This window comes from Billgrantia gudaonensis (assembly GCF_900100195.1).
Lineage (GTDB): Bacteria > Pseudomonadota > Gammaproteobacteria > Pseudomonadales > Halomonadaceae > Halomonas > Halomonas gudaonensis.
Window position 1 is genome coordinate 37,489 of record NZ_FNES01000020.1, and the last position, 22,395, is coordinate 59,883.

Here is a 22,395-nt window from a genome sequence, read left to right on the forward strand (position 1 = left end):
TGGGGCTTCGGCGGGCTGTTTCGGTTTCCAGCGCGGAGGTTCGACGGGCCTGAGCGAAAGGATTATCGACCGCCACGGCGAGTTCTTGAGGTGCAGATCGGTAAAATTGCGCCAATCCGTCCAGGGTCCTGGCGATCGGGGCGTGCGTTCAGCGCGGTGCGCTGGGCAGTTCCATCACCAGGCAGGCGCCCGCGAGAGTGGGTGCGTCCTCGACCCACAGCCGGCCGCCCAGATGGGCGATGATGCCCCGGCTGATGGGCAGTCCCAGTCCACTGCCGCGTGGGCGGCCGCGTACCTTGTCGGCACCGTCGCCGTGGCGCTGGATCTGATGGAACTTCTCGAACACGCGTTCGCGCTCATCCGGAGCGATGCCGGGGCCGTTGTCCTCGACGCTGAGGCGATAGTGCGACTTGTAGGGTGCCAGGTGCAGGCGCACCCGAGGGGCGTCGTCATCGGCGAATTTGCCGGCATTGTCGAGCAGGTTGATGATGACCTGTTCGAGGCGGTCGGGATCGCCGATCACCCAGGCCTCGTCGGGTTCGATGTCGACCTCCAGAACGACCCCGCGATCCTCCTGGAGTCGGTGTACCGCATCGATGCTGTGGCGTACCAGCTCGACCAGGTCGAGCGGCTGGGGGTTGAGGGTCAGCCGCCCGCTCTCCAGGCGAGCCAGGTCGAGGATCTCTTCGATCAGGCGCGAGAGTCGCTGGCTCTCCTTGACCACCACGTCGAGGAAATGCTCGCGCTTCTCGGTGGGTAGCGCTTCGTTATCGCGCAGTATCTCGGCGAAGGCGCGGATCGAGGTGAGCGGGGTGCGCAGCTCGTGACTGACCATGGCCACGAATTCGTCCTTGAGACGGTCCAGCTCGCGCAGTCGTTCGTTGGCGGCGCGCAGTTCCTCGCCGATGCGCGCCAGCTCGCGGGATTTCTGCTCCAGCTGGCGGTTGTACTCCAGCGTCTGCGACGTGGTATCGAGGATGCTCAGGATCGACTCCAGATCCAGCGCCTCGCCGCGCACCACCGAATTGATCAGCACGCGTGCCGAGGCGTTGCCGAGCGCCCCGGAAAGAGCCTGTTCGGCACGCGCGATCAGTGCCGGCGGGGCGGGCTCGTCGTCGTCGCGTTGGCGCTCACCGGGAGTGTCCAGGGCGCGAGCGGTGGCATTGGCGCCCAGGTAGCGGCCCAGCAGGCTTCTCAGCTCGCCGCGGGTGGTCTGGCCACGCCATAGCGAGGTGTGCTCGAGCCCCGGATTCATGGCTTCGGTGAACAGGGCCGCCTGGGTCTGCTCCAGAGGACTCTGGCGCGTGAACAGGGAAATCCCTACCAGCAGCCCGACGTTGGCGCCCAGGCTCCACAGCAGCGAGTGAGCATAGATGTCCCAGCCCTCCAGTCCGAACAGCGCGTAGGGCTTGAGCCAGGCGAGACCCCATAGGCCCTCGTGCAGAAAGGCATCGTCAAGCCAGCCCGACTGGGCGAATCCGGGCAGCAGCAGCGTGTAGGCCCATACCAGGAAGCCGGCAATCAAGCCCAGGCTTGCCCCGATGCGGTTGGCACCGCGCCAGTACAGACCGATCAGCATGGACGGGGCGAACTGGGCAGCGGCGGCGAAAGAGACCAGGCCGATGGTGACCAGGCTGTAGGAGTCGCCGATCAGCGCGTGGTAGAGATAGCCCAGTAGCAGGATCAACACGATGGCCACGCGGCGGATGCCCAGCAGCCAGCCGGCCAGTTCTCCCTGGGAGCTCAGATGCAGGTGGCGCGAGCGCAGCAGCAGCGGCATGACCAGTTGGTTGCTGACCATGGTGGAGAGCGCGATGGTCTCGACGATCACCATGCTGGTGGCCGCCGACAGACCGCCGATGAACACCAGCAGCGGGATGCCGTCGAGCCCTGCCGCGAGTGGCAGGGTGAGCACGAAACTGTCCGGGTCGCTGTTGCCGTTGGGTAGCAGCAGACCGGCCATGGCGATGGGGATCACGAACAGGTTGATGGCCAGCAAATAGAGCGGAAAGAGCCAACTGGCCCGTTTGAGATGTCGTTCGTCGACGTTTTCCACGACCAGTACCTGGAATTGTCGCGGCAAGGCGATGAAGGCGAGCACGGCCAGCACCAGGGTACCGAACCAGCCGGTGGCGCCGCCGGGCACGGCATCCAGACCGAGAGCGTCGCTCAACTCGGGGGAAGCGGCGACCCGAGCGAACAGGTCGGTCGGTCCCTGGAAGAGCCCGAACACCACGAAGGCTCCCACGCTGACAAACGCCACCAGCTTGACCAGCGATTCGAAGGCGATGGCCGCCACCATGCCCTCGTGGCGCTCGCTGGCGTCGAGATGGCGGGTGCCGAAGAGAATGATGAACACGGCCAGTACCAGCGCCACCCAGAACGATTTGTCCGTCCAGAAGTTCTCCTCGGCCAGACGGAAGTCGGCGGCTTCGGGGTAGTTGACCAGCACCGCATGGCTCAGGGTGATTGCCTTGAGCTGCAGTGCGATGTAAGGCGTGATGCCGATCAATGCGATCAGTGCCACCAGAGCGCCGAGGCTGGAGCTCTTGCCGTAACGGGCACTGATGAAATCGGCGATGGAGGTGATGCGCTGAGAGCTGGCGATGCGCACCATCTTGCGGATCATCAGCGGGCCGATGAACATCGCCAGGGTGGGGCCGAGGTAGATGAGCAGAAAACTGGGGCCGAATTCGGCGGCGCGGCCTACGCTGCCGTAGAAGGTCCAGGCCGTGCAGTAGACCGCGATGGAGAGCGCATAGACGGTGGGCGAGCCGATCAGCGAGCGGTTCTGCTCGGCACGCCGGTCGCCCCAGGCCGCGATCACGAAGAGCAGGGCGAGATAGCCGAAGGCGACCGTCAGGACTACCGGATCGCTGCGCATCGCTCTAGGGTTCCTCCTCGCGCTGCTCCATCAGCCAGGCCGCCAGGCCGATCACCAGGGCCCAGGCGAGAAAGAGATAAAGCGGCAGCCAGGAGGGGCCGTCGCCGCTCGGGGTGACGTCGAAAACCAGCACAAGCGGCGGCGAGAAGAGCAGGGCGGCGAGTGCCGTCAGCGCAACGAGGCGTGCGCGGCGGCGCGGTTCGGTCATGTGCAGGCGTCCTCCCTGTCGAAGGCGCTGGCCTGCAGCGCCAGAGCCTGCTCGAGAGTCTCGATGCCGCGGGCTTCCAGGCGCGGCAGCAGTGCCAGCCAAAGCTCGGCGGTGACTCGGGCATCGCCCAGTGCCGTGTGGCGCGTGCCGGGGGGAAAGTGCAGGTCATAACGCTCGGCCAGGCTGTCGAGATCGTGACCGTCCAGGCTTTCATCCAGGGCCCGCGAGATGAGCAGGGTGTCGAGTACGGGCATGTCCAGCGTAGTGCTGTTGCCGGGGAGCTGCAGGGCCAGCAGGTCGAAGGCGGCGTTATGGGCCAGGATCACGGCATCGCCGATATAGTCGCGAAAGCGCGGCAGGGCCACCGATAGCGGTGGGGCGCCGCTGACGTCGGCATCGGCGATGCCATGGATGGCGGTGCTCGCCGGTGGGATCGGTTTGCCCGGGTCGACGCGCAGGTCGAAGACTTCGCTGGCCAACAGCCGCGCATTGACGATGCGACAGGCGCCGATGCTGATCACGGTATCGCCGCGGCGCAGCTCGAGGCCAGTGGTTTCGGTGTCGAAAGCGACGATCTCCAGGGCGCGCAATGGCCGGCGGGCGAGTTCGGCGTCGGGAGGCGGCAGTTCGGCGATGCCGAAGTCGTGGAACTCGGGACGCGGCGCCATCTTGGGGCGGGGGGCGCCGACGCGTTCCACCGCGGGCAGCGGCAGGCGCAGGCGGGCGTGCTCGCCGTCGGCATCGGCCAAGCTCCAGGCATCGCTGGCGTGCTGACGCAGCAGATCGCGCACGCGAGGGGACAACGGCAGGCTCTCCAGGCGCGTCTCGCTCCAGGCGGCCAGTTCGCGCTGGGGCAGCGGCGTGCCGGGCCACACCAGATCGAGATAGACGCGCCGATTGCCGAGCAGCATTTCTCCCTCGAATCGGGTGGTACCGGTGTGCGTGCACAGGTGTTCGAGCAGCGAGGCGAGCAGCACCAGCAGTGCCGGGGCATCGCCACGGAACCAGGCCGGCATGCCGATGGGCACGACCTCCAGCGGCGATTCGACCAGGCGCTCGTTGAGCGACTGCCAGAGATCGTTGGACCACAGTGGTACCAGCCGCTCGCCCTGGTTCTGCATGTCTTCGATCAGCCGCCCGAGGCGTTCGATGGTCTGGCTCAGCTCGCGGCTCTCCTCGTCGATGACCGTTTCAAGTCGGCGGCGCAGGACATCATCCTCCTGCCCCAGCTGGCGAGTGCGGCCCAGTACCTCGGCGGCGCTGCCCAGGCTGGCACCGTGACGGCGCAGCGCGGGCAGCATCTCGGTGAGTTCGGCTCGAGCGCCCAACTCGCTGTTCCAGGCTGCCGTGGTATCGGTGAGCGTGAGCAGCGTCTCTCCCTCGCTGTGCGGCACCCGCCGCAGGATGACCCGCAGCCAGCGCTCGCCGCAGGGCGTCAACAGCTCGCGCGGGGCGCCATCCTCGGGTAGCTGGCCGAGGGCATCCTGCAAGCTGGCCACCGGCAGCAGGGCGTCGAGGCGTTTGCCGAGTCCCAGGCCGGGGTGGTCTTCGAAGAGCGTTTCGGCAGCTTGGTTGAAGAGCAGCAAGCGCCGGTGGTGATCGCAGAGCAGCAGCGGGGTGTCGAGCACCTGCAACAGCGTTTCCAGTTCTTGGCGAATGCGTGCCGCGCTACGCGCCCCCTCGGCATGGGCGGTGGCCAGTCGCTGCCGGTCGGACCGCCAAGCCTCGCGCACGCGGATCAGGTCGGGGCCGAGGCCGCGCAGCCAGCCTTCGGGAGGGTAGTCTTCGCGGGCGTCGGGGTTGGCGACGAGGCGCGCGAGCTGCACCTGGAGGTGGCGCAGTGGCGTGAACAGCATGCGCTCCAGCAACAGGCCGCACAGGAAGATGGTGCCGCCACCGGAGAAGCAGCCCAGCCACAGCACCAGGCGAGCGACCCCCTCGGGCTCGAAGAGACTGTCGAGCCAGGCGGCGAAGAGCGCACCGCCCAGCAGGCTGATGCCGCTGAGCAGCAACCACAGCCCGATCAGACGCTGGCGGCGAGGAAGCTTGTGCCCGAACATCATGCATCCTCGGCCAACAGTGCCTTGACCTTGTCGACCAGTGCCTGGGTGGAAAAGGGCTTGGTGACGTAGTCGTCGGCACCCAGGGCGAGCCCTTTTTCGCGTTCTACCTCACGACCGTGCGCCGTCAGCATGATGATCGGCAGTCGCTGGTGAAGGGGATCGCCGCGCAGTCGTTCGAGCACGTCGAAGCCGCTGATGCCCGGCAGGCTGATGTCGAGCAGAATCAGGTCGGGTGTGCCGTCCGCCACGGCGGCAAGGGCCGATTCGCCGTCCTCGGCGGTGACCACCTCGAAGCCGGCCTGCTGCATCAGGAATTCCAGTGACAAGACGATGTTGGGTTCGTCGTCCACCACCAGTACCTTGGCCATGGCGCTCTCCTTCATGGATTGTTGTCGTCAGTCTAGTGATCGCGCTCAAGGCGGCAAAGACGACCTTGGGCGCAGGCAGCCGGAGCGGCGCGTCGGGGTAGGGTCCATGGGCAGGGCGGGGCGGTGTCAGCGAGCGTGGCGTGCCGCTCTCCGGTGGGGAAAACCATGCCGTGCAGGCTGGCGCGTCACGAATCGCGGTGGCGATCGAAGCGTGGCCCGAGAGGACCCAGCCACAGCCATGTCTGCAGCACCACCAGCAATGGCAATAGCCAGGCCGGGGCGCCCGTCGTCACCGACAGCAGGTAGAAGATCACGTAGCCAGCGATGCCGGCCGCCAGGCCGACGAGGGGAAAGAGCAGCGGACGCTGGCTGCCGGGACGTCGCGAGAGGCGGAACAGCGAGCCGACGAAGGTGCCGAAGGCTGCTGCCATGATCAGGTGTAGAAGAGTCGCTGGCATGGGGTGTATCGCAATCCGGTGGCTGTCATGGCAGCCTACCGCCTTTCGGTGGCGGCCGGCTTTACGACTTTGGACAACCCGGGGAGGAGCGGATGAGGGCATTGTTGCTGTCGGCCTATGCGGCGGCGAGTCATCGCCACTGGGCAAGTGGCGTGGTCGAGTGGCTGGACGATGTCGAATGGACCCTGCTGGAGCTGCCGCCACGCCATTTTCGCTGGCGAATCCGTGGCAACCCGCTGAGCTGGATGCTTCGCGACCACGAGATCCTGGCGCAGCGCTACGACGTCATCCTGGCCACTTCGATGGTCGATCTAGCGACGCTGTGCGGTCTCTATCCGCATCTGGGTCAGGCTCACAAGGTGGTCTATTTCCACGAGAACCAGTTCGCCTATCCGCTTTCCCGCCATCAGAAACCCCAGGCGGAGGCGCTGATGGTCAATCTCTACAGCGCACTCGCGGCCGACCGGCTGGTCTTCAACACGGCCTACAACCGTGACAGTTTCGTGGCGGGGGCGCGTCGCTTTCTCAAGCGGATGCCCGAAAACCTGCCCGCCGCACGACCGCTGGCGAAGCTCGCCGAAGCGGCCGAAGTGCTGCCGGTGCCGATCTCGCCGCTGCACCGGCCGTCGTCCCTTCGCAAAGCGGGTCGGCGAATCATCTGGAATCACCGCTGGGAGTATGACAAGAACCCCGAGGATTTCTTCGCGGTGCTCATCTCGCTGGCCGAGCGCGGAATCGAATTCGACGTGGCGGTGATGGGCCAGACCTTTCGGGACTGCCCGACGATTTTCGACGAGGCCCGCCAGCGTCTGGGCGAACGGGTGGTGTGCTGGGGGCCGCAGCCGGAAGGTGCGTACCGCGAAGTGCTGGCCAGCGGCGATGTCGTGGTTTCCACCACCTGGCACGAATTCCAGGGACTGTCGATCATGGAGGCGGCACAGTCGAGCGTTTTGCCCCTGGTACCCGAGCGTCTCTGTTTCCCTGAGCTCTACGCTGCCGAGTACCGCTACGATGGCACCCGGGAAGGCCTGGAATCGACTCTGGAAGCCTGGCTGACCAGCCCGGATCGACGGCCGCCGCCCCCGGACGTCAGCGCCTGGGAGTGGCCGGCTCTGGTCGGCCGCTACCGCGCCTTGCTCTCGGGACGCTGATTCGTGGTGCTGCCATGGATCGCCACGGACGTCACGGCTCCGTCTTGTCCTGATATTCGCACAGGTCCTCGATCACGCAGCTGCCGCAGCGCGGCTTGCGCGCCACGCAGGTGTAGCGGCCGTGAAGGATCAACCAGTGGTGAGCATCGCGGCGAAATTCACGCGGTACGTGGCGCAGCAGCTTCCGTTCCACCTCGACGACGTTCTTGCCCTTGGCGATGCCGGTACGGTTGGATACGCGGAAGATGTGCGTGTCGACGGCAATGGTGGGTTCGCCGAAGGCGGTGTTGAGAATGACGTTGGCCGTCTTGCGGCCGACGCCGGGCAGCGCCTCGAGCTCGGCACGGGTGCGCGGCACCTCGCCGCCGTGCCGTTCGACCAGCATCCGGCAGGTCTTGATCAGGTTCTCGGCCTTGGTGTTGTAAAGCCCGATGGTCTTGATGTGCGCCTTGAGTCCTTCCAGGCCGAGATCGAGGATCGCCTGAGGGGTATTGGCTACCGGAAAAAGACGTGCCGTGGCCTTGTTGACGCCCACGTCGGTGGCCTGGGCGGAGAGCAGCACGGCAACCAGCAACTCGAACGGTGTCGACCAGTTCAGTTCGGTGGTGGGCTCGGGGTTGTGGGCGCGCAGGCGCGCAAATATCTCGTGGCGTTTCTGGGCGTTCATGGTGCTTCCGTGGCGGTGGCAAGGTGCAAACCGGCGCAAGGGCGGTGCTGACCGGGGCCATGCTGGGAACGGGTCTTCGGGGAGGCGCTGTGAAACCCCATCCTTGGGCGCTACCGACGCCCTGCTGCGCTCTCACGTCCCGCTTCGCTTGCAGGTCCGGTCTGGCTGTCCATGGCCAGCCCGTTCGGAGCAGTGCTCCTCACCCCTGGCGTAGGACCTCTCCTGAGACCTGTTCCCAGCGCCCCCTGGTGCTGGCGACAATGCGTAGCCAAGCGTTATCTTGAATGGGTTAGTCCTTCTTCTGGGCTTCCTCCAGCGCTTTTCTGGCCTCGGCGAGTAGCCGTTCGGCTTCGGGCAGCTGGCCCAGGGCAGTAGCTTCAGCCTCGCTATCGCCGCGGCGCCGGGCGCTCTCCAACTGTTGCCGTACCCGTTTCAAGGCCTGCTCGGCGGCCTTGACGGCCATCTGGCGCTGCCGTGGCTGGGCCGCCCCACGGCTCGAGCCCGCTGCACTCGGTCGCTGGCGCTGCCGCATCAGGCGTCGCTGACGCTCGAGACGCTTCTCGCGTGCCTCACGCTCCAGGCGCCGTTGGCGCGCCTGAAAGCGCTGGCGCCCCTTCTCGGCGCGCCGAGCGAGATAGGCGTCACGCTCGGCGTCGCTGCGGGCGGCCTGCCAGGCCGGATGGGGCAGCAGGTCGATGCAGTCCACCGGGCACGGCGCCACGCATAGCTCGCAGCCGGTACACTCGTCGGCGATCACCGTGTGCATGCGCTTGGCGGCACCGAGGATGGCATCCACCGGGCAGGCCTGAATGCACTTGGTACAGCCAATGCACTCGTCTTCGCGTATCCATGCCACCAGTGGCTCCTGCGCCGGTTCGGCCAGCGGCAACGCAGGGCGGCCGGTCAGCTCGGCGAGCCGTTCCACGGTGCGCTGTCCGCCCGGCGGGCAGCGGTTGATGGCCTCGCCGGCGACGATCGCTTCGGCATAGGGGCGGCAGCCGGGCTGGCCGCACTTGCCGCATTGCGTTTGTGGCAGCAGTGCGTCGACGGCGTCGATCAACGCCTCGTCGCGCGGCGCCTGGGTCATTTCACGCGCTGGCCGGGCTCGGCGCCGCTGTCCGGCGAGAGCAGGTAGATGCCGTCGCCGCTACCCGCCGCCAGTACCATGCCTTCGGAGACGCCGAAGCGCATCTTGCGCGGCGCGAGGTTGGCCACCATGACGGTGAGGCGCCCCTCCAGTGCCTCCGGCGCATAGGCCGAGCGAATGCCGGCGAAGACGGTGCGAGTTTCGCCGCCCAGGTCCAGGGTCAGTTGCAGCAGCTTGTCGGCCCCCTCGACGTAGTCCGCCTTGGCAATGCGGGCGATGCGCAGGTCGACCTTGGCGAAGTCCTCGAAAGCGATCTCGGCGGCGACGGGATCTTCCGTCAGCGGACCCTTGGGGGTTTCCTTCAGTTTCCGTTCTTCCACCAGATCCTCCTTCGATGCCTCGATCATGGCATCGATCTTGTCGCGTTCCACGCGGGTCATCAGCGGCTTGAACTTGGCGATTTCGTGATCCAGCAGCACCTCGTGGCGGCTCTCCCAGGCTAGCGAGTCGAGCTTGAGAAACTCGCGGGATGCGTCGGCCATGGCGGGGACGATGGGGGCCAGGTAGACCATCAGCTGGCGGAACAGGTTGATGCCGACCGAGCAGATATCGAGCACCTCCTGCTCGCGCCCCGGTTGCTTGGCCAGCACCCAGGGCTCGGCCTCGGCGATGTAGGTGTTGGCTTCGTCGGCGAGATCCATGATTCGGCGCACGGCGCGGCCGAACTCGCGGGCCTCGAAGTCCTCGGCGATTTCGTCGCCGGCGGCGATGAGGCGAGCCACCAGATCCGGCTCGGCGCAGTGGGCCGAGAGCCTGCCGCCGCCGAGCTTCTTGACGAAGCCGGCGCAGCGGCTGGCGATGTTGACCACCTTGCCCACCAGATCGCTGTTCACCCGGGCGGCGAAGTCCTCGAGATTGAGGTCCAGGTCGTCGACTCTGGAGGTGAGCTTGGCGGCGAAGTAGTAGCGCAGGTACTCCGGGTTGAGGAAGTCTGCGTAGGTGGCGGCCTTGATGAAGGTGCCGCGGGACTTGGACATCTTGGCGCCGTTGACGGTGACGAAACCGTGGCAGTTCACCGCCGTGGGGGTGCGGAAGTCGGCGCCATGGAGCATGGCCGGCCAGAACAGCGCATGGAAGTAGACGATGTCCTTGCCGATGAAGTGGTAGACCTCGGCGCTGCTGTCGGTCTTCCAGTAGGCGTCGAAGTCTAGCCCTTCACGCTCGCAGAGATGCTTGAAGCTGGCCAGATAGCCGATGGGGGCATCGAGCCAGACATAGAAGTACTTGCCCGGCGCGTCGGGAATCTCGAAGCCGAAATAGGGCGCATCGCGGGAGATGTCCCACTCGTTGAAGCCGGCCTCGAACCACTCCATCAGCTTGTTGCGTATCTGCGGTTGGACGTGGCCCTGGTTGATCCACTCGTGCAGGAAGTCGGCAAAGTCGGGCAGCTTGAAGAAGAAGTGGGTCGAGCTGCGGACCTCGGGAGTGGCGCCGGAGATCGCCGAGACCGGATCGATCAGTTCCGCCGGCGTATAGGTGGCACCACAGGCCTCGCAGTTGTCGCCGTACTGGTCCTCCGCGCGGCACTTGGGGCAGGTGCCCTTGATGAAGCGGTCGGCGAGGAACAGCCCCTTCACCGGGTCGTACATCTGTTCGATGTCGCGGGTGGCGATGTGGCCGGCGTCGCGCAGGCGGGTGTAGATCAGCTCGCTGAAGTAGCGATTCTCTTCGGAGTGGGTGGAGTGGTAGTTGTCGAAAGCCACGCCGAAGGTGGCGAAATCCTGCTGGTGTTCACGGGAGACGCGTTCGATCAGCGCTTCGGAGGTGATGCCCTCCTGCTCGGCACGCAGCATGATGGCGGTGCCGTGGGCATCGTCGGCGCAGACGTAGTGGCACTCGTGACCGCGGCTCTTCTGGAAGCGCACCCAGATGTCGGTCTGGATGTATTCCAGAAGGTGGCCCAGGTGAATGGCGCCGTTGGCGTAGGGCAGAGCGCTGGTGACCAGAATCTGGCGCGAATCGCGAGTGGTGTGCGGCATGATGGCTCGATTTGTCCCAGTGAAAACAGGTCCCCGATTGTAGCCATCTTCGCGGCATGCTGCATCCGCTCGACGAGTGTCGCCGCGCTCAAGCGCGCAGCACGCCGAAATGGCTCAGGCCCCGGTCGGCCAGGTGCAGCGCCTGCATGCGGCTCATCACGCCCTGGTCGCAGTAGAGCAGGTACTCGCGATCCTGGGGCAGCGACTCGGCCCGTGACTGGAGCTCGTAGAAGGGGATGGCGAGCTGTTCCACTTCCGGCAGATCCAGCGGTGCCGCCTCGCGCTCCTCGGGCGGGCGAATGTCGATGACGCTGACCGACGCTCGACCGGCCAGCTCGGCGACGCCCTCGACGATGCGCACGTCATCGCCGTCGGTGGCCTTGACTCTCTCCTGCAGGCGGTCCGAACGGGTGGAAGTGGCTGCAGCGATGGCGTCGTCGAGCACGGCGAAGTCGAATGCCTGCTCGGCGGCCAGTACCTTGTCGCGGCGTGCCTGGGTGTTGGGGCGCCGCGAGATGGCGCCACAGACTTCCGGCATGCCCTCGGCAAAGCGGGCCGTGCCGATCCGGCGGGCCGTGGCGATGATGTCGAGTTTGTCCTCGGCAATCAGCGGTCGCAGTGTGGGAAGCTCGCTCACCTCGTCGATCAGGGCGAGATTGGTCAGGCTCTGACTGGAGACCTGAGCGATGGCGTCGCCGGTGGCGAGCACGGGAATCCGCGCGCGCTTGGCGATTTCCCCGGCACTGCGCACCATCATGCGCTTGAGCACCACGCCGATGAGTCCATCGGGGATGGTGCGGTGCATTTCGCCGACGACGCCCTCGAAGGGTACGCGGATGAACTGTACCCGGTGCGAGCGGCTGTAGCGTTCCCAGAGATGGTATGCCACCTCGCGTACGGCGCGCTCATGAGCGGGGCCGCCCATGTCGAAGAATAGGAAGTGCGTCTTGATGCCGCGGCGAATGAGCTTCCAGGCCGCCACGGGCGAGTCGAAGCCGCCCGAGAGAAGACACAGCGCCTGACCCTGCTGGCCCAGAGGATACCCGCCCAGCCCGGGCCAGCCCTGGTGAATCAGCCGTAGGCGTCGGTCGATGACGTCCACGCGAACGTCGACTTCGGGGTGGTTCAGGTCGACCTGGGCGGCCGGGGCGGCGTCGAGCAGAACGCGCCCCAGGTATCGTTCGAGCTCGGCGGAGGTGAAATCGTGCTGGCCGCGGCGCTTGGCGCTGACCCGAAAGCGGCGGCCGGCGATGGCCGATTGCCACAATGCCGCCAGTCGTCGCCCGGTATCCTCGAAGGAAGAGAAGGGGACCTCCTCGACGACCTGTACGGAGTGAATGCCGGGGATGCGCGTCAGTGTCGCTTCCAGCTCGCTGCGCCGTGCCGTGGTCAGCGAACCGTTGACGCTGACTTGCAGAGAATCCCAGCCACCCTTGATGCGTACGGATTCACCGAACGAGGTTAGCGTATTGCGCACGTTGGTGACCAGGCAACGGGTCATCTGCTGGCGCACCGGGCGCGACTTGATGGTGATTTCCGGGAACAGCTTGAGCAGGTAGTACATCGCGGTTCGCTTGTCGAAGATTCGTAAAAACAGTGATTTGTCAGTATACCAGAGGTTCGGCCCATGCTCTTTCCGAGCCTTCCCGTCTCCAGACGCAATGCGCCCGGCGATGGCCGGGCGCAGAAAGCGAACTGGCGGTCGGCGTTCAGTAGAGAGCCTGCTCCTCGCTTACCACTTCCTTGAGCAGTTCCAGGAACAGCTTGTCGGCTTCGGAGTGCTCATCCGGGTCGTCGGGAATGTGCACGCTGGTGGTGTCGGAAATTTCGTTGGCGATGTGCGTCATCACGTCCCGGGGTGTGTCCTGGCCCAGGTGGCGCCGGGCAATCTCCAGTGACTGCTCGAGGATCTTGGGATCCTGCAGCAGCTTCTTGATGAAGCCGCGTAGTTCGTTGATGACACGAGTCTTCTGGATTTCCGAGGATGACATGGCGATCTCTCCTTGTCGTGATGAGCCCTGTCGGCGTTGCCGCGACGATAGCACGTTTGCCAGGCGCACACAGCGGGCGAGCTTGGCCCGCAGCGACCCGCGGAGGCGTCTCCAGCGGGGACAGCTGCACCGGTCGTGTACGAAATGGCTTACAAAGAGGGGAGCTTTTGGATTCGCTCTAGCGCTCATGATGAAGTTGGACAGTTGGTTAAAAAGCGTTACGATGAGTTACATAGGAATGGCTTGGTGCTTTCCGGTGAGCAACTTGGGCTTTTTGACTAAAGTTAAGCTAATCCATCCTGACCTGATCCTTCAGGCAAGCGCATTCACCAGCGACTGGCCGATGAGACGGGCGAAAGGCGGAGCGGCACGAGGGGTATCGTACGGCTGACAGGTGGATTCGAAAAGCAAAAGCAATCACAACCGTACGGCGACAGGGACTACCAATGGCTTCATCACAAGAAACGCAGCGCATTACGTGGGGACAACGGAGCGGCCGGATGGCGAGCCTGGCAGGGCTCACCTCCACGCTGGCACTCCTTCCGCTGGCCTCGGCCATGGCGCAGGGGTTGCCTCAGGGAATGTCCTCGTCTGGTTCCGCCGACCTGCGAGGAGTCATCCAGCAGGCCATGGCCACCAACCCCGAGGTTCGCGCCGCCTGGAACGAATTCCAGGCATCCGGCCATGACCGGCGCGAGGCGTGGGGCAACTATCTTCCCAGCATCGATATTTCGGCCGGGGTCGGCCGTGAGGACCGCGAAGATGATTTTCGCGGCAGCTACGATAGCCAGTTCGCCGAGCTTTCTCTCAATCAGATGATCTACGACGGCTTCGCCACGCAAAGCGAGGTCGAGCGTCTGGACCGAGCCCGCTTGGTGCGCTACTACGAACTGCTGGGGGCCAGCGAGGAGGTCGCGCTCGAGGCGGCGCGCGCCTATCTCGATGTACGCCGCTATCGTGAACTGGTGACGCTGGCTCAGGAGAACTACGCGGAACACATGCGCGTCTACGATCAAATCGAGGAGCGCGTGCGTTCCGGCGCCGGCCGCGGGGTCGACCTGCAGCAGATCAACGGCCGCCTGGCGCTGGCCGAGTCCAACTTGATGACCGAGGCCTCCAACCTGCACGACGTGTCGGCGCGCTATCAGCGCATCGTCGGCGATCTGCCGGCGGAAAACCTCGCGCCGGCTCCCGAACTGGACGAGCGGATTCCCGCCTCCGTGGCAGAGGCCGTGGATCTGGCGTTCCAAGGCAATCCCGACTTCCATGCCGCCATCGAGAACATTGAGGCCAAGCGCGCCGAAGAGAGCCAGACCCAGGCGGCCTTCCAGCCGCGGCTCGATCTGCGTGCGAGAACCGGCACCTACGAGAACAACGACGGGAGCTACGACCCGCTGGGCAGGCGCGATCGCCATCGGGTCGAACTGGTCGCCAGCATGAACTTGTACAACGGCGGCAGCGACCTGGCCTCGTTCCGTGCCGCGAGCGAGCGGGTCGAACAGGCCACGGACCTTCGCGACAAGGCGTGTCACGACGTTCGCCAGACCGCCCAGATCGCTTACAACGACACCCAGCGCCTGCGCGAGCAGCTCGACTATCTCAACCAGCACCGTCAGTCCATCGACCGTGTGCGCGGCGCCTACCAGCAGCAGTTCGACATCGGCGAGCGCACCCTGCTCGACCTGCTGGACAGCGAAAACGAATACTTCGAGGCCAGCCGTGCCTACGTCAATGCGGTCTATGACATCCGCATCGCCGATGCCCGGACCCTGGCCGCCATGGGCGAGCTGATGCAGTCACTCGAGGTGATGCGCGAGGACATGCCGACCCTGGCGGAGCTGGGCAGCGATGGCGTTTCTCTCGACCCCGATACGGTGTGCCCGGTGCAGGGGCCGTCCGGTTTCACTCTGGACGATCTCACTCGTGGACTCGGTTCCACGGCGCCCGCTCCCGAGCGCGCGCCGGACGTCACGCTCTCTGCCGATGCCCTGTTCGCGATCAACAGTGCGGAGCTCGACCCTGGCGCCCGCGAAGAGCTGGATGAACTGGCCGACCAGATTCGTCAACGCGACGACCTGGCCCGCGTGTTCATCGCCGGCCATGCCGACAGCACGGGCAGCGATGCGATCAACGATCCGCTCTCGCAGCGGCGTGCCGATAGCGTAGCCAGCTATCTGGTGAGCCAGGGAGTCAGTGCCGACCTGATCGAGACTCGCGGCTATGGCTCCGGCGACCCGGTGGCCAGTAACGATAGTGCCGACGGTCGACGCCAGAATCGTCGGGTCGAGGTGACGCTCGAGAGTCGCGGAGAAAGCGCCGCGAACTTCGATCTCGATTCATCACCAAACGTTTCCCAGCTGTCGAAGCCGACGGAAACCTCCGGCGAGCGGCAGGTCGCCTCCGAATCCAGTGCGACGGAAACTCGCGAGACATTCCTCCAGGTGGCCGCTCTCTCTCGCCAGGAGGCCGCGGAGTCATTGCGCAACACCCTTACCGACACCCTCGATGAGCCCACCCGGACGGCCAGTGGCGGCGGACTCCATCGGGTCCTGGTCGGGCCGCTCACGGCCGGTGACCTGGATTCGGTCCAGCAGCGACTGGGCGACCTGGGTTATCGGGACGCCTACGTCACGCGAAGCTGAGCCGGTGCGCCAGTCGGTGTCGAGTGGCACCGGCTGGCGTCGTTCATGCATTCCGGCTGAAGTCGAGAGGTGTTCGTGAGCCAACAGGAAAATCTGGAGGCGACGCTCGATGACGGGCGTTCGTCAGCCGTTCGAGACGAGCTGCTGGAGTGTTTGCTGAGCGTGGCTCGTGCGCACGATCACGATGCCACGCCAGAGTCGCTCGTTGCTGGGCTGCCGCTCGAGGAAGGTCGCTTGACCCCGGCCGTCTTCCCGCGTGCGGCGGCCCGTGCCGGCATGACGGCGCGCATCGTCAAGAGCCGTCTGGTACAGCTGAACCCGGCCTTGTTCCCCGCCGTGCTGCTCCTGGAGCCGGGCCGGGCGTGCTTGCTGGTGGCGCTGGACGTCAAGGCGCGCAAGGCAAGGGTGATCTTTCCGGAACTTGGCGATGCCGTCTCGGAGGTGAGTCTCGACGGGCTGCAACGCAGCTACAGCGGCCAGGCGATCTACGTCAGGCCACGCTTCCACTTCGATGCGCGGGGGCCAGAGGTCAAGAAACAGCGTGCGCGCCACTGGTTCTGGGGCGTGATCCGCGAGAACCGCAAGCTCTACCGCGACGTCATCGTTGGCTCGGTGCTGATCAACCTCTTCGCGGTCGCCATGCCGCTGTTCGTGCTCAACGTCTATGACCGCGTGGTGCCCAACCAGGCGACCGAAACGCTGTGGGTACTCGCCATCGGCATCTTCATCGTGCTGTGCTTCGATCTGGCCCTGCGGCTGATGCGCAATGCCTTCGTCGATCTGGCGGCGAGCCGCGCCGATGTCAAGCTGTCGTCATCGATCATGGCCCGGGTGCTGGGCATGCGCATGGAGGCGAGGCCGGCGTCGACCGGCTCCTTCACGGCCACGCTGCAATCCTTCGAATCGGTGCGGGCCTTCATCGGTTCCGCCACGGTGGTCGGCCTGGTCGATCTTCCCTTCGTGCTGATGTTCGCCGCGATCATCGCCCTGATCGGCCCACCGCTTGTGATCCCCGTGCTGGTGGGCATCGTCGTGGTGCTGCTCTATGCCCTGGCGGCCCAGGGCAAGCTGCATGAGCTTTCCGAAACCACCTGGCGGGTCGGCGCCCAGCGCAACGCCACCCTGGTGGAGTCGGTCTCGCACCTGGAAACCGTCAAGGCGCTGCGTGCAGAGAGCCGCATTCAGAGCATCTGGGAGAAGGCCAGCGCTTACCTTTCACGGACGGCCGCCCAGCTCAGGCTGGTCAGTTCCTCCGTGTCCAGCATGGCGTTGTGGACCCAGCACACCGTGGCGGTGGCGGTGATCATCATCGGCGTCTACCAGATCATCGAAGGCAACCTCAGCCAGGGCGGGCTCATAGCCGCCTATCTGCTCTCCTCGCGGGCCATGGCGCCGGTCAGCCAGGCGGCGGCACTGCTGGCTCAGTATCACCAGTCCTCGACGGCGCTGGAGTCGCTCAACGACGTGATGGACAAGCCGGTCGAGCGCCCCGAAGGCAGCCACTTCATCACTCGGCCGGTGGTGCGCGGCGATATCGCGTTCGACAAGGTGTCGCTGCGCTATCCCGAGTCGGAGAGCGAGGCCCTGCGCGATGTGTCGCTGCGGATCAAGGCCGGGGAAAAGGTCGCCTTGCTGGGGCGCGTCGGTTCCGGCAAGTCGACCCTGCACAAGCTGCTGCTGGGGCTTTACCAGCCCACCGCCGGGGCGGTGATGATCGACGGCGTCGACATCCGCCAGTTCGACCCACTGCAGCTGCGTCGCCATATCGGCTACGTGCCCCAGGACGTCAGTCTCTTCTTCGGCACCCTGCGGGAAAACATCGTTGCCGGCGGCGGCAGCGATGGCGTCGAGGACGAAGCGCTGTTGCACGCCGTGAAACTGAGCGGCCTGGAATCGCTGGTCAACGGTCATCCTCAGGGCGTCGAACTGCCGGTCGGGGAGCGCGGTGGCATGCTTTCCGGCGGGCAGCGCCAGGCGGTGGCCATTGCCCGTGCCGTGGTGCATGACCCCCAGATACTGTTGCTCGATGAGCCGACCAGCTCGATGGACAACGCCAGCGAGGAGGCCTTCAAGAGCCAGCTGACGACTTATGCCGAGGGCAAGACGCTGCTTCTGGTGACTCACCGCACCTCGCTGCTGTCGCTGGTGGACCGCATCATCGTCGTCGACGGCGGCAAGGTCGTTGCCGATGGCCCGCGCGACAAGGTCGTCGAAGCCCTGCGTAAAGGACAGATCGGGAGGGCCAACTGATGGCGAACCGCAAGCCAACTGCCGAACAGCAAGGCTTCGAGGCCATCGGGCGATTTTCCACGGTGGGCGGTAAGCCGTTTCGACCTCTGATCGATCGGCTCTTCGCGCGCCGTGTCACGGCAGCGCACTTGAACCGCGACTGGGCCAGCGATGCGGACTGGGCGCGCATGCAGCAGGATCCGATGCGAGCACGTGCCTTGCTGTACGTGTTCCTGCTCGCCGTCGTAGCGCTGATCGTCTGGTCGTATTTCGCTTCGATCGACGAAGTGACCCGCGGTGCCGGCCGTGTCATCCCTGCGCAGCAGCTGCAGCGCATCCAGTCGCTGGATGGCGGCGTGGTGCAGGAAATCCTCGTGCGCGAAGGTCAGGTGGTCGAAAAGGGCGAGGTGTTGATCAGTATCGATCCGACGCGCTACGTGTCCGACTTTCGTGAGAATCGCGCCCAGGCCCTGGCGCTGCGTGCGCGCATCGAACGCTTCCGGGCGCTGGTGACCGACACGCCGTTCAATCCCGATGAGCAACTGCGAGCCGAAGTGCCGGACATCGTCTTGCAGGAGCGCCAGGTCTACGAGAGCCGTCGCGAGGAGCTCCGCGAGCAGGAGAACGTGCTGCGCGACCGCATTCGTCAGCGCGAGCAAGAGCTGCGTGAGGCCAATGCGCGCTTGGAGGCGGCCGAACGCGAATTCAACATGGCCAGTCGCGAGCTCAATCTCACTCGACCGTTGCTCGAGTCCGGAGCCGTGTCGGAAGTGGACATCCTGCGGCTCGAGCGCGAGGTCTCGCAGGCGCGCGGTGAGCGCGAACAGTCGGAGGCCGCGGTGGGGCGCCTCGAAGCGGCCGTAGAGGAAGCCGAAGGCCAGCTCAGCGAGCTCGGCAGTGAACGGCGTAGCGACTGGCGCAATGACCTGGCCCAGACGCTTGGCGATCTCAATGCGCTGAATGAATCGAGTACCGGGTTGCAGGATCGCGTGCGCCTGGCCGAACTGCGCTCGCCGGTGGATGGCGTGGTGCAAAAGCTGGAGATCAATACCGTTGGTGGCGTGGTTCAGCCTGGACAGGAGGTGGTCAGCGTCGTGCCCAGCGACGAACAGTTGCTCGTCGAAGCGCGGATCGCCCCTCAGGACATCGCCTTCTTGAGCCCTGGCCAGCCGGCGACCATCAAGCTCACGGCCTACGACTACAGCATCTATGGTGGCCTGAAGGCCGAGCTGGACCACATCAGTGCCGATACCATCACCGACGACGACGACAACACCTTCTATCTGGTGCGAGTCCGCAGCCTGGAAGGCGAATCGCTGGACAGCGACATTCAGGTCATTCCCGGCATGACGGCTGAGGTCGACATCATGACTGGCAAGCGCACCGTGATGCAGTTCCTCCTCAAGCCGGTGTTGCGAGCCTGGCGCGATTCCATGGGAGAACGATGATGGCACACTGGTTCGTCAGTCACGGACGTGACGAATTTCCTCGTTGGCGCGAAGCCTTTCCCGCGGCACGGCTAGTTTCCGCTGCCGATGCCAAGCTGCTGGCGATGCCCGGCGATGCCGTCTGGATCATGGACGACACGCCTCAATGGCCGAGTCTGGCAATGCCCCTGGGGCAGCGCGGCGTCATCGTCGTGATCATGAGCCTGGCGCCCAGCGGCCACGATGCCCTCCAGGCGCTCCAGGCAGGCGCCCGCGGCTACCTGCACGCCTTGGCGAAACCGGCGCTGATGGAACAGGCCGCGCTGGTGACGCAGAATCAGGGCATTTGGGTGCCCGCCGACCTCATGGGGCGTGTTCTAGGGGCCACCTATCAGGCCCTTGGCGGTGAACCGCGCCTGCCCAGCGACGAGCTATCGGCACTCACCGAGCGCGAGCGTGACGTCGCCTTGGCGGTGGCCCGTGGCAAGAGCAACAAGGAAGTGGCGCGCCACCTCGACATCACCGAGCGGACCGTCAAGGCCCATTTGGGGGCCGTTTTCCGCAAGCTCGGGGTGCGCGACCGCATGCAACTGGTGCTGCGATTGGGGCAGCACGCCGAAGTGTCGTAATCGTCGCAACATTTCGTTACTTGTCCATCGGTACAATACCCAGCGGCCCACGCCCTGCCTACCTTGAATCTCATACGAACCATACGCGCGCACGGTATCCATGCTGTGCGCAGCGTATAGATAACGCGATTTTCGACGTACGCAGGGAGATGAGCCATGAGCATTGCCACCGTCGTATCCATTACCGGTCAGGCCTGGGCGCGCGATGAAGACGGCAACCTTCGCGAACTGAGCGTGGGCGATACTCTTCAGGAAGGCGAGGTGCTCGTCACCTCCGACAATGGGCGCGTGCAGCTGGATTTCGGTGACGGCCTCGACCCGACGGTGGTGGCCGGCGGCGAGGAAGTCACCATCACGCCGGATCTCGATGCCGAACAGGAAGTCGACGAATCCGAATTCGCGGCCATGGATGACGACATCGACGCGCTGCTGGCCGCGGTGGAAGAAGAAGACGGCGACCTGCTCGAGGCGTTGGATGCCACGGCAGCCGGTGCCGGCGGTGGCGGCGCCGACGGTGGCGGGCACGATTTCGTGCGTCTGGCGCGCATCAGCGAAGACGTCGATCCGCTGGCATTCACGTTCGCCGGGGCGAATGCCGGCGGCCCTGACTTCGAGGACGACGTGGCGCCGGCGGATGTCGTTCCTCCCTCGGCCAGTGCTACCGGTATCGAGCTGCAGGATGCGGAAACGCTCAGCGAAGACGGCTCGGTGGCAACCGGCGTGCTCGACTTCTCCTTCGGTTCCAGCGGCGCCGGCAGCGTCTCCTTCGCCGGCATGGATGGCGCCGAACTGCAGGTCGGTCGCGAGCTGCTTCAGTTCAGCTGGGACGGTGACAGCAACACGCTCTCTGCCTTTTCCCCAGGCCGCGAATCCCTCGTCTTCACCGTGGAAGTCGATCCCACCAGCGGTGAATTCACCGCCAACCAAGTGGGCAACCTGCTGCACGAAGAAGGCCTCGACGAGGCGCTGGCCGGCCTGACCTTCACCGTTACCAGTGGCGACGGCTCCACCGCGGAAGGCGACTTCGACGTCACCATCCTCGACGACCTGCCCAGCATCACCGAGTTCACGACCGGCAATCTCGAAGAGCTGACCCTGACGACCCTTGATGCTGAGACTGACTATCCTTCGGGCGAGATTCCGCAGCAGGAGGTGGTTCTCGAACCGGGGCAAGATGACTTTCCCTCGGATGGCCAGCCTTTCCCGGCGATCCCCGTCAGCATGGCAAGCCAGTCGCTGGCCAGCTTCTTCGATGCTTCCATCGATTACGGCGCCGATGGCCCGGGCACTGCGGAGTGGAGCTACGGCCTCTCTCTCACAGGCAGCGAGGGCGGTGCCCCCGTCGACTCGGGGCTGACGGCCGGTGGCGAGACCATCTACCTGCATGAAGTCGAAGGCCCGAATGGCAACATGGGCATCGTCGGCAGCACCAGCACGACGCCTCCTGATATCGATGGTGAGTTGCCTTCTAGTGACGTCGTCTTTGCCCTCGACATCCAGGGCGAAGGCGAAGAGGCCTCGATAACGCTGGGGCAGTTCCAGGCCATCGATCACCCCGAAGGGGGCGAGCCCGGTCAGACCGTCTCCATTCCTAGCGACCTGATCGCGCTCACCGGCACGCTCACCGTGACCGATGCGGACGACGACAGCGTTTCATCGAGCCAGGAGCTCGACCTGGGCAGCCTGATCAACTTCGTGGATGACGAGCCTACGGTAGACGTCTGGCTGGGTGATGGGGTCGAATCAGAGCTTGCAACAGCGGATGCAGAAGTTGACAGCGAAGGCGTCAGTTCGGATACAGCTGGTTTTGCTGCTGCATTCTATCCATGGATCGACCCCGGTGCCGACGGCGAAGCCGGTACCAGTTGGAGCTACGCCCTGGGGCTGGCCGATGGCGTCAGCGACGGTGCCGACAGCGGCCTGGAGAGCGACGGCAACGCCGTCCACCTGTTCGACATTGACGGCCAGATCGTCGGCAGCACCGCCGGCAGCGCCGATGGCGTGACCGACGGCAACACCGTGTTCAGTCTCAGCGTCGACGGCGAGGGCGAAGTCACCCTCGAGCAGTTCGCCGCGCTGGATCACGGCGATAGCGACAGCGAGGACTACAGCGACGACGTGCTGAGCCTGGCCGAGGAGCTGGTCGCCCTGACCGGCACGGTCACCGTCACCGACGGTGACGGCGACACCGCCACCGACAGCGCCAGCATCGACCTGGGCGGGTTGGTCAGCTTCAGCGACGACGGCCCGAGCATCAGCGTCGAATCCGCCGCCTCGGCGGCTGAACTGGCGACCAGCGATGCCGCACTGACCGACCGCGACAGCGTGCGCCTGGACAGCATCTTCAGCGTGACCGACAGCGACTACGGTGCCGACGGCGAAGGCAGCACCAGCTGGAGCTACGGCCTGAGCCTGGACGTCGACGCCGGCACGGCCAGCGGCCTGACCAGCGGTGGCGAGTCGATCACCCTGGGCACCGACGGTGACGCCATCGTCGGCAGCGCCGCGGACGGCGAGGTGTTCCGCCTCGAGCTGGGCGAGGACGGCGACGG

16 protein-coding genes are annotated in these 22,395 nt (G+C 65.4%); 6 read left to right on the forward strand and 10 right to left on the reverse strand.

Features of this window, described 5'->3' with window-relative positions:
- Positions 1 to 148: 148 nt before the first annotated feature.
- The 5 genes from BLP96_RS17835 to BLP96_RS17855 form a co-directional block, all read right to left on the reverse strand.
- Positions 149 to 2,884, reverse strand: coding sequence for a sensor histidine kinase (locus tag BLP96_RS17835; protein ID WP_089688877.1), 2,736 nt, complete (start codon positions 2,882 to 2,884; stop codon positions 149 to 151).
- A 4-nt stretch (positions 2,885 to 2,888) separates the two neighbouring features.
- The gene (locus tag BLP96_RS17840; protein ID WP_089688879.1) at positions 2,889 to 3,092 is read right to left on the reverse strand and encodes a hypothetical protein; all 204 of its coding nucleotides are present in this window, start codon (positions 3,090 to 3,092) and stop codon (positions 2,889 to 2,891) included.
- Entirely contained in the window at positions 3,089 to 5,152 is a 2,064-nt protein-coding gene (locus tag BLP96_RS17845) for a 3'-5' exonuclease (protein WP_089688881.1), read from the reverse strand. The genes BLP96_RS17840 and BLP96_RS17845 overlap by 4 nt, the downstream gene beginning before the upstream one ends.
- Positions 5,152 to 5,523, reverse strand: coding sequence for a response regulator transcription factor (locus BLP96_RS17850; protein WP_089688883.1), 372 nt, complete (start codon positions 5,521 to 5,523; stop codon positions 5,152 to 5,154). Before BLP96_RS17850 ends, BLP96_RS17845 begins: the two co-directional genes overlap by 1 nt.
- Before the next feature lie 185 nt (positions 5,524 to 5,708).
- Complete coding sequence (locus tag BLP96_RS17855; RefSeq protein ID WP_089688885.1) at positions 5,709 to 5,981, reverse strand: hypothetical protein; 273 nt, start codon at positions 5,979 to 5,981, stop codon at positions 5,709 to 5,711.
- 92 nt (positions 5,982 to 6,073) lie between these two features.
- On the opposite strand from BLP96_RS17855, the gene BLP96_RS17860 reads away from it, so the two are divergent.
- Positions 6,074 to 7,132: a tRNA-queuosine alpha-mannosyltransferase domain-containing protein gene (locus BLP96_RS17860; RefSeq protein WP_089688887.1), complete on the forward strand. Its 1,059-nt coding sequence runs from the start codon at positions 6,074 to 6,076 to the stop codon at positions 7,130 to 7,132.
- A gap of 31 nt (positions 7,133 to 7,163) precedes the next feature.
- Here the strand turns inward: BLP96_RS17860 and nth are convergent, their stop codons facing one another.
- The 5 genes from nth to BLP96_RS17885 all read right to left on the reverse strand — a co-directional run bounded on the left by nth (position 7,164) and on the right by BLP96_RS17885 (position 12,916).
- On the reverse strand, positions 7,164 to 7,799 hold the full coding sequence (nth, locus tag BLP96_RS17865) for an endonuclease III (protein ID WP_089688889.1): 636 nt from the start codon (positions 7,797 to 7,799) through the stop codon (positions 7,164 to 7,166).
- A 289-nt stretch (positions 7,800 to 8,088) separates the two neighbouring features.
- Positions 8,089 to 8,886 (reverse strand): electron transport complex subunit RsxB, encoded by a 798-nt coding sequence (rsxB, locus tag BLP96_RS17870; RefSeq protein WP_089688891.1) that lies wholly within the window; start codon positions 8,884 to 8,886, stop codon positions 8,089 to 8,091.
- Positions 8,883 to 10,925 (reverse strand): methionine--tRNA ligase, encoded by a 2,043-nt coding sequence (metG, locus tag BLP96_RS17875; protein WP_089688893.1) that lies wholly within the window; start codon positions 10,923 to 10,925, stop codon positions 8,883 to 8,885. Before metG ends, rsxB begins: the two co-directional genes overlap by 4 nt.
- Before the next feature lie 88 nt (positions 10,926 to 11,013).
- Entirely contained in the window at positions 11,014 to 12,489 is a 1,476-nt protein-coding gene (thiI, locus tag BLP96_RS17880; RefSeq protein WP_089688895.1) for a tRNA uracil 4-sulfurtransferase ThiI, read from the reverse strand.
- A gap of 145 nt (positions 12,490 to 12,634) precedes the next feature.
- On the reverse strand, positions 12,635 to 12,916 hold the full coding sequence (locus tag BLP96_RS17885) for a hypothetical protein (protein WP_089688897.1): 282 nt from the start codon (positions 12,914 to 12,916) through the stop codon (positions 12,635 to 12,637).
- A gap of 500 nt (positions 12,917 to 13,416) precedes the next feature.
- Here BLP96_RS17885 and BLP96_RS17890 point away from each other — a divergent pair, with 500 nt between their 5' ends.
- From BLP96_RS17890 to BLP96_RS17910, 5 genes are all read left to right on the forward strand, one after another.
- A complete protein-coding gene (locus BLP96_RS17890; protein ID WP_245682306.1) occupies positions 13,417 to 15,558 on the forward strand; it encodes a TolC family outer membrane protein in 2,142 nt (713 codons plus the stop codon).
- A 75-nt stretch (positions 15,559 to 15,633) separates the two neighbouring features.
- On the forward strand, positions 15,634 to 17,808 hold the full coding sequence (locus tag BLP96_RS17895; protein ID WP_089688910.1) for a type I secretion system permease/ATPase: 2,175 nt from the start codon (positions 15,634 to 15,636) through the stop codon (positions 17,806 to 17,808).
- On the forward strand, positions 17,808 to 19,235 hold the full coding sequence (locus BLP96_RS17900; protein ID WP_089688901.1) for an HlyD family type I secretion periplasmic adaptor subunit: 1,428 nt from the start codon (positions 17,808 to 17,810) through the stop codon (positions 19,233 to 19,235). Before BLP96_RS17895 ends, BLP96_RS17900 begins: the two co-directional genes overlap by 1 nt.
- Positions 19,235 to 19,843 (forward strand): response regulator transcription factor, encoded by a 609-nt coding sequence (locus tag BLP96_RS17905; protein WP_245682307.1) that lies wholly within the window; start codon positions 19,235 to 19,237, stop codon positions 19,841 to 19,843. Before BLP96_RS17900 ends, BLP96_RS17905 begins: the two co-directional genes overlap by 1 nt.
- 156 nt (positions 19,844 to 19,999) lie before the next feature.
- Positions 20,000 to 22,395 (forward strand): retention module-containing protein (locus tag BLP96_RS17910; protein WP_143005136.1); only part of this gene is annotated, 2,396 nt, incomplete at its 3' end.

Coding starts and splice junctions, on each gene's coding strand:
- BLP96_RS17890 (WP_245682306.1), top strand. CDS start 13,417: ATGGCGAGCCTGGCAGGGCTCACCTCCACGCTGGCACTCCTTCCGCTG.
- thiI (WP_089688895.1), bottom strand. CDS start 12,489: ATGTACTACCTGCTCAAGCTGTTCCCGGAAATCACCATCAAGTCGCGC.
- BLP96_RS17850 (WP_089688883.1), bottom strand. CDS start 5,523: ATGGCCAAGGTACTGGTGGTGGACGACGAACCCAACATCGTCTTGTCA.
- BLP96_RS17840 (WP_089688879.1), bottom strand. CDS start 3,092: ATGACCGAACCGCGCCGCCGCGCACGCCTCGTTGCGCTGACGGCACTC.
- rsxB (WP_089688891.1), bottom strand. CDS start 8,886: ATGACCCAGGCGCCGCGCGACGAGGCGTTGATCGACGCCGTCGACGCA.
- BLP96_RS17905 (WP_245682307.1), top strand. CDS start 19,235: ATGGCACACTGGTTCGTCAGTCACGGACGTGACGAATTTCCTCGTTGG.
- metG (WP_089688893.1), bottom strand. CDS start 10,925: ATGCCGCACACCACTCGCGATTCGCGCCAGATTCTGGTCACCAGCGCT.
- BLP96_RS17835 (WP_089688877.1), bottom strand. CDS start 2,884: ATGCGCAGCGATCCGGTAGTCCTGACGGTCGCCTTCGGCTATCTCGCC.
- BLP96_RS17845 (WP_089688881.1), bottom strand. CDS start 5,152: ATGTTCGGGCACAAGCTTCCTCGCCGCCAGCGTCTGATCGGGCTGTGG.
- BLP96_RS17900 (WP_089688901.1), top strand. CDS start 17,808: ATGGCGAACCGCAAGCCAACTGCCGAACAGCAAGGCTTCGAGGCCATC.
- nth (WP_089688889.1), bottom strand. CDS start 7,799: ATGAACGCCCAGAAACGCCACGAGATATTTGCGCGCCTGCGCGCCCAC.
- BLP96_RS17860 (WP_089688887.1), top strand. CDS start 6,074: ATGAGGGCATTGTTGCTGTCGGCCTATGCGGCGGCGAGTCATCGCCAC.
- BLP96_RS17885 (WP_089688897.1), bottom strand. CDS start 12,916: ATGTCATCCTCGGAAATCCAGAAGACTCGTGTCATCAACGAACTACGC.
- BLP96_RS17855 (WP_089688885.1), bottom strand. CDS start 5,981: ATGCCAGCGACTCTTCTACACCTGATCATGGCAGCAGCCTTCGGCACC.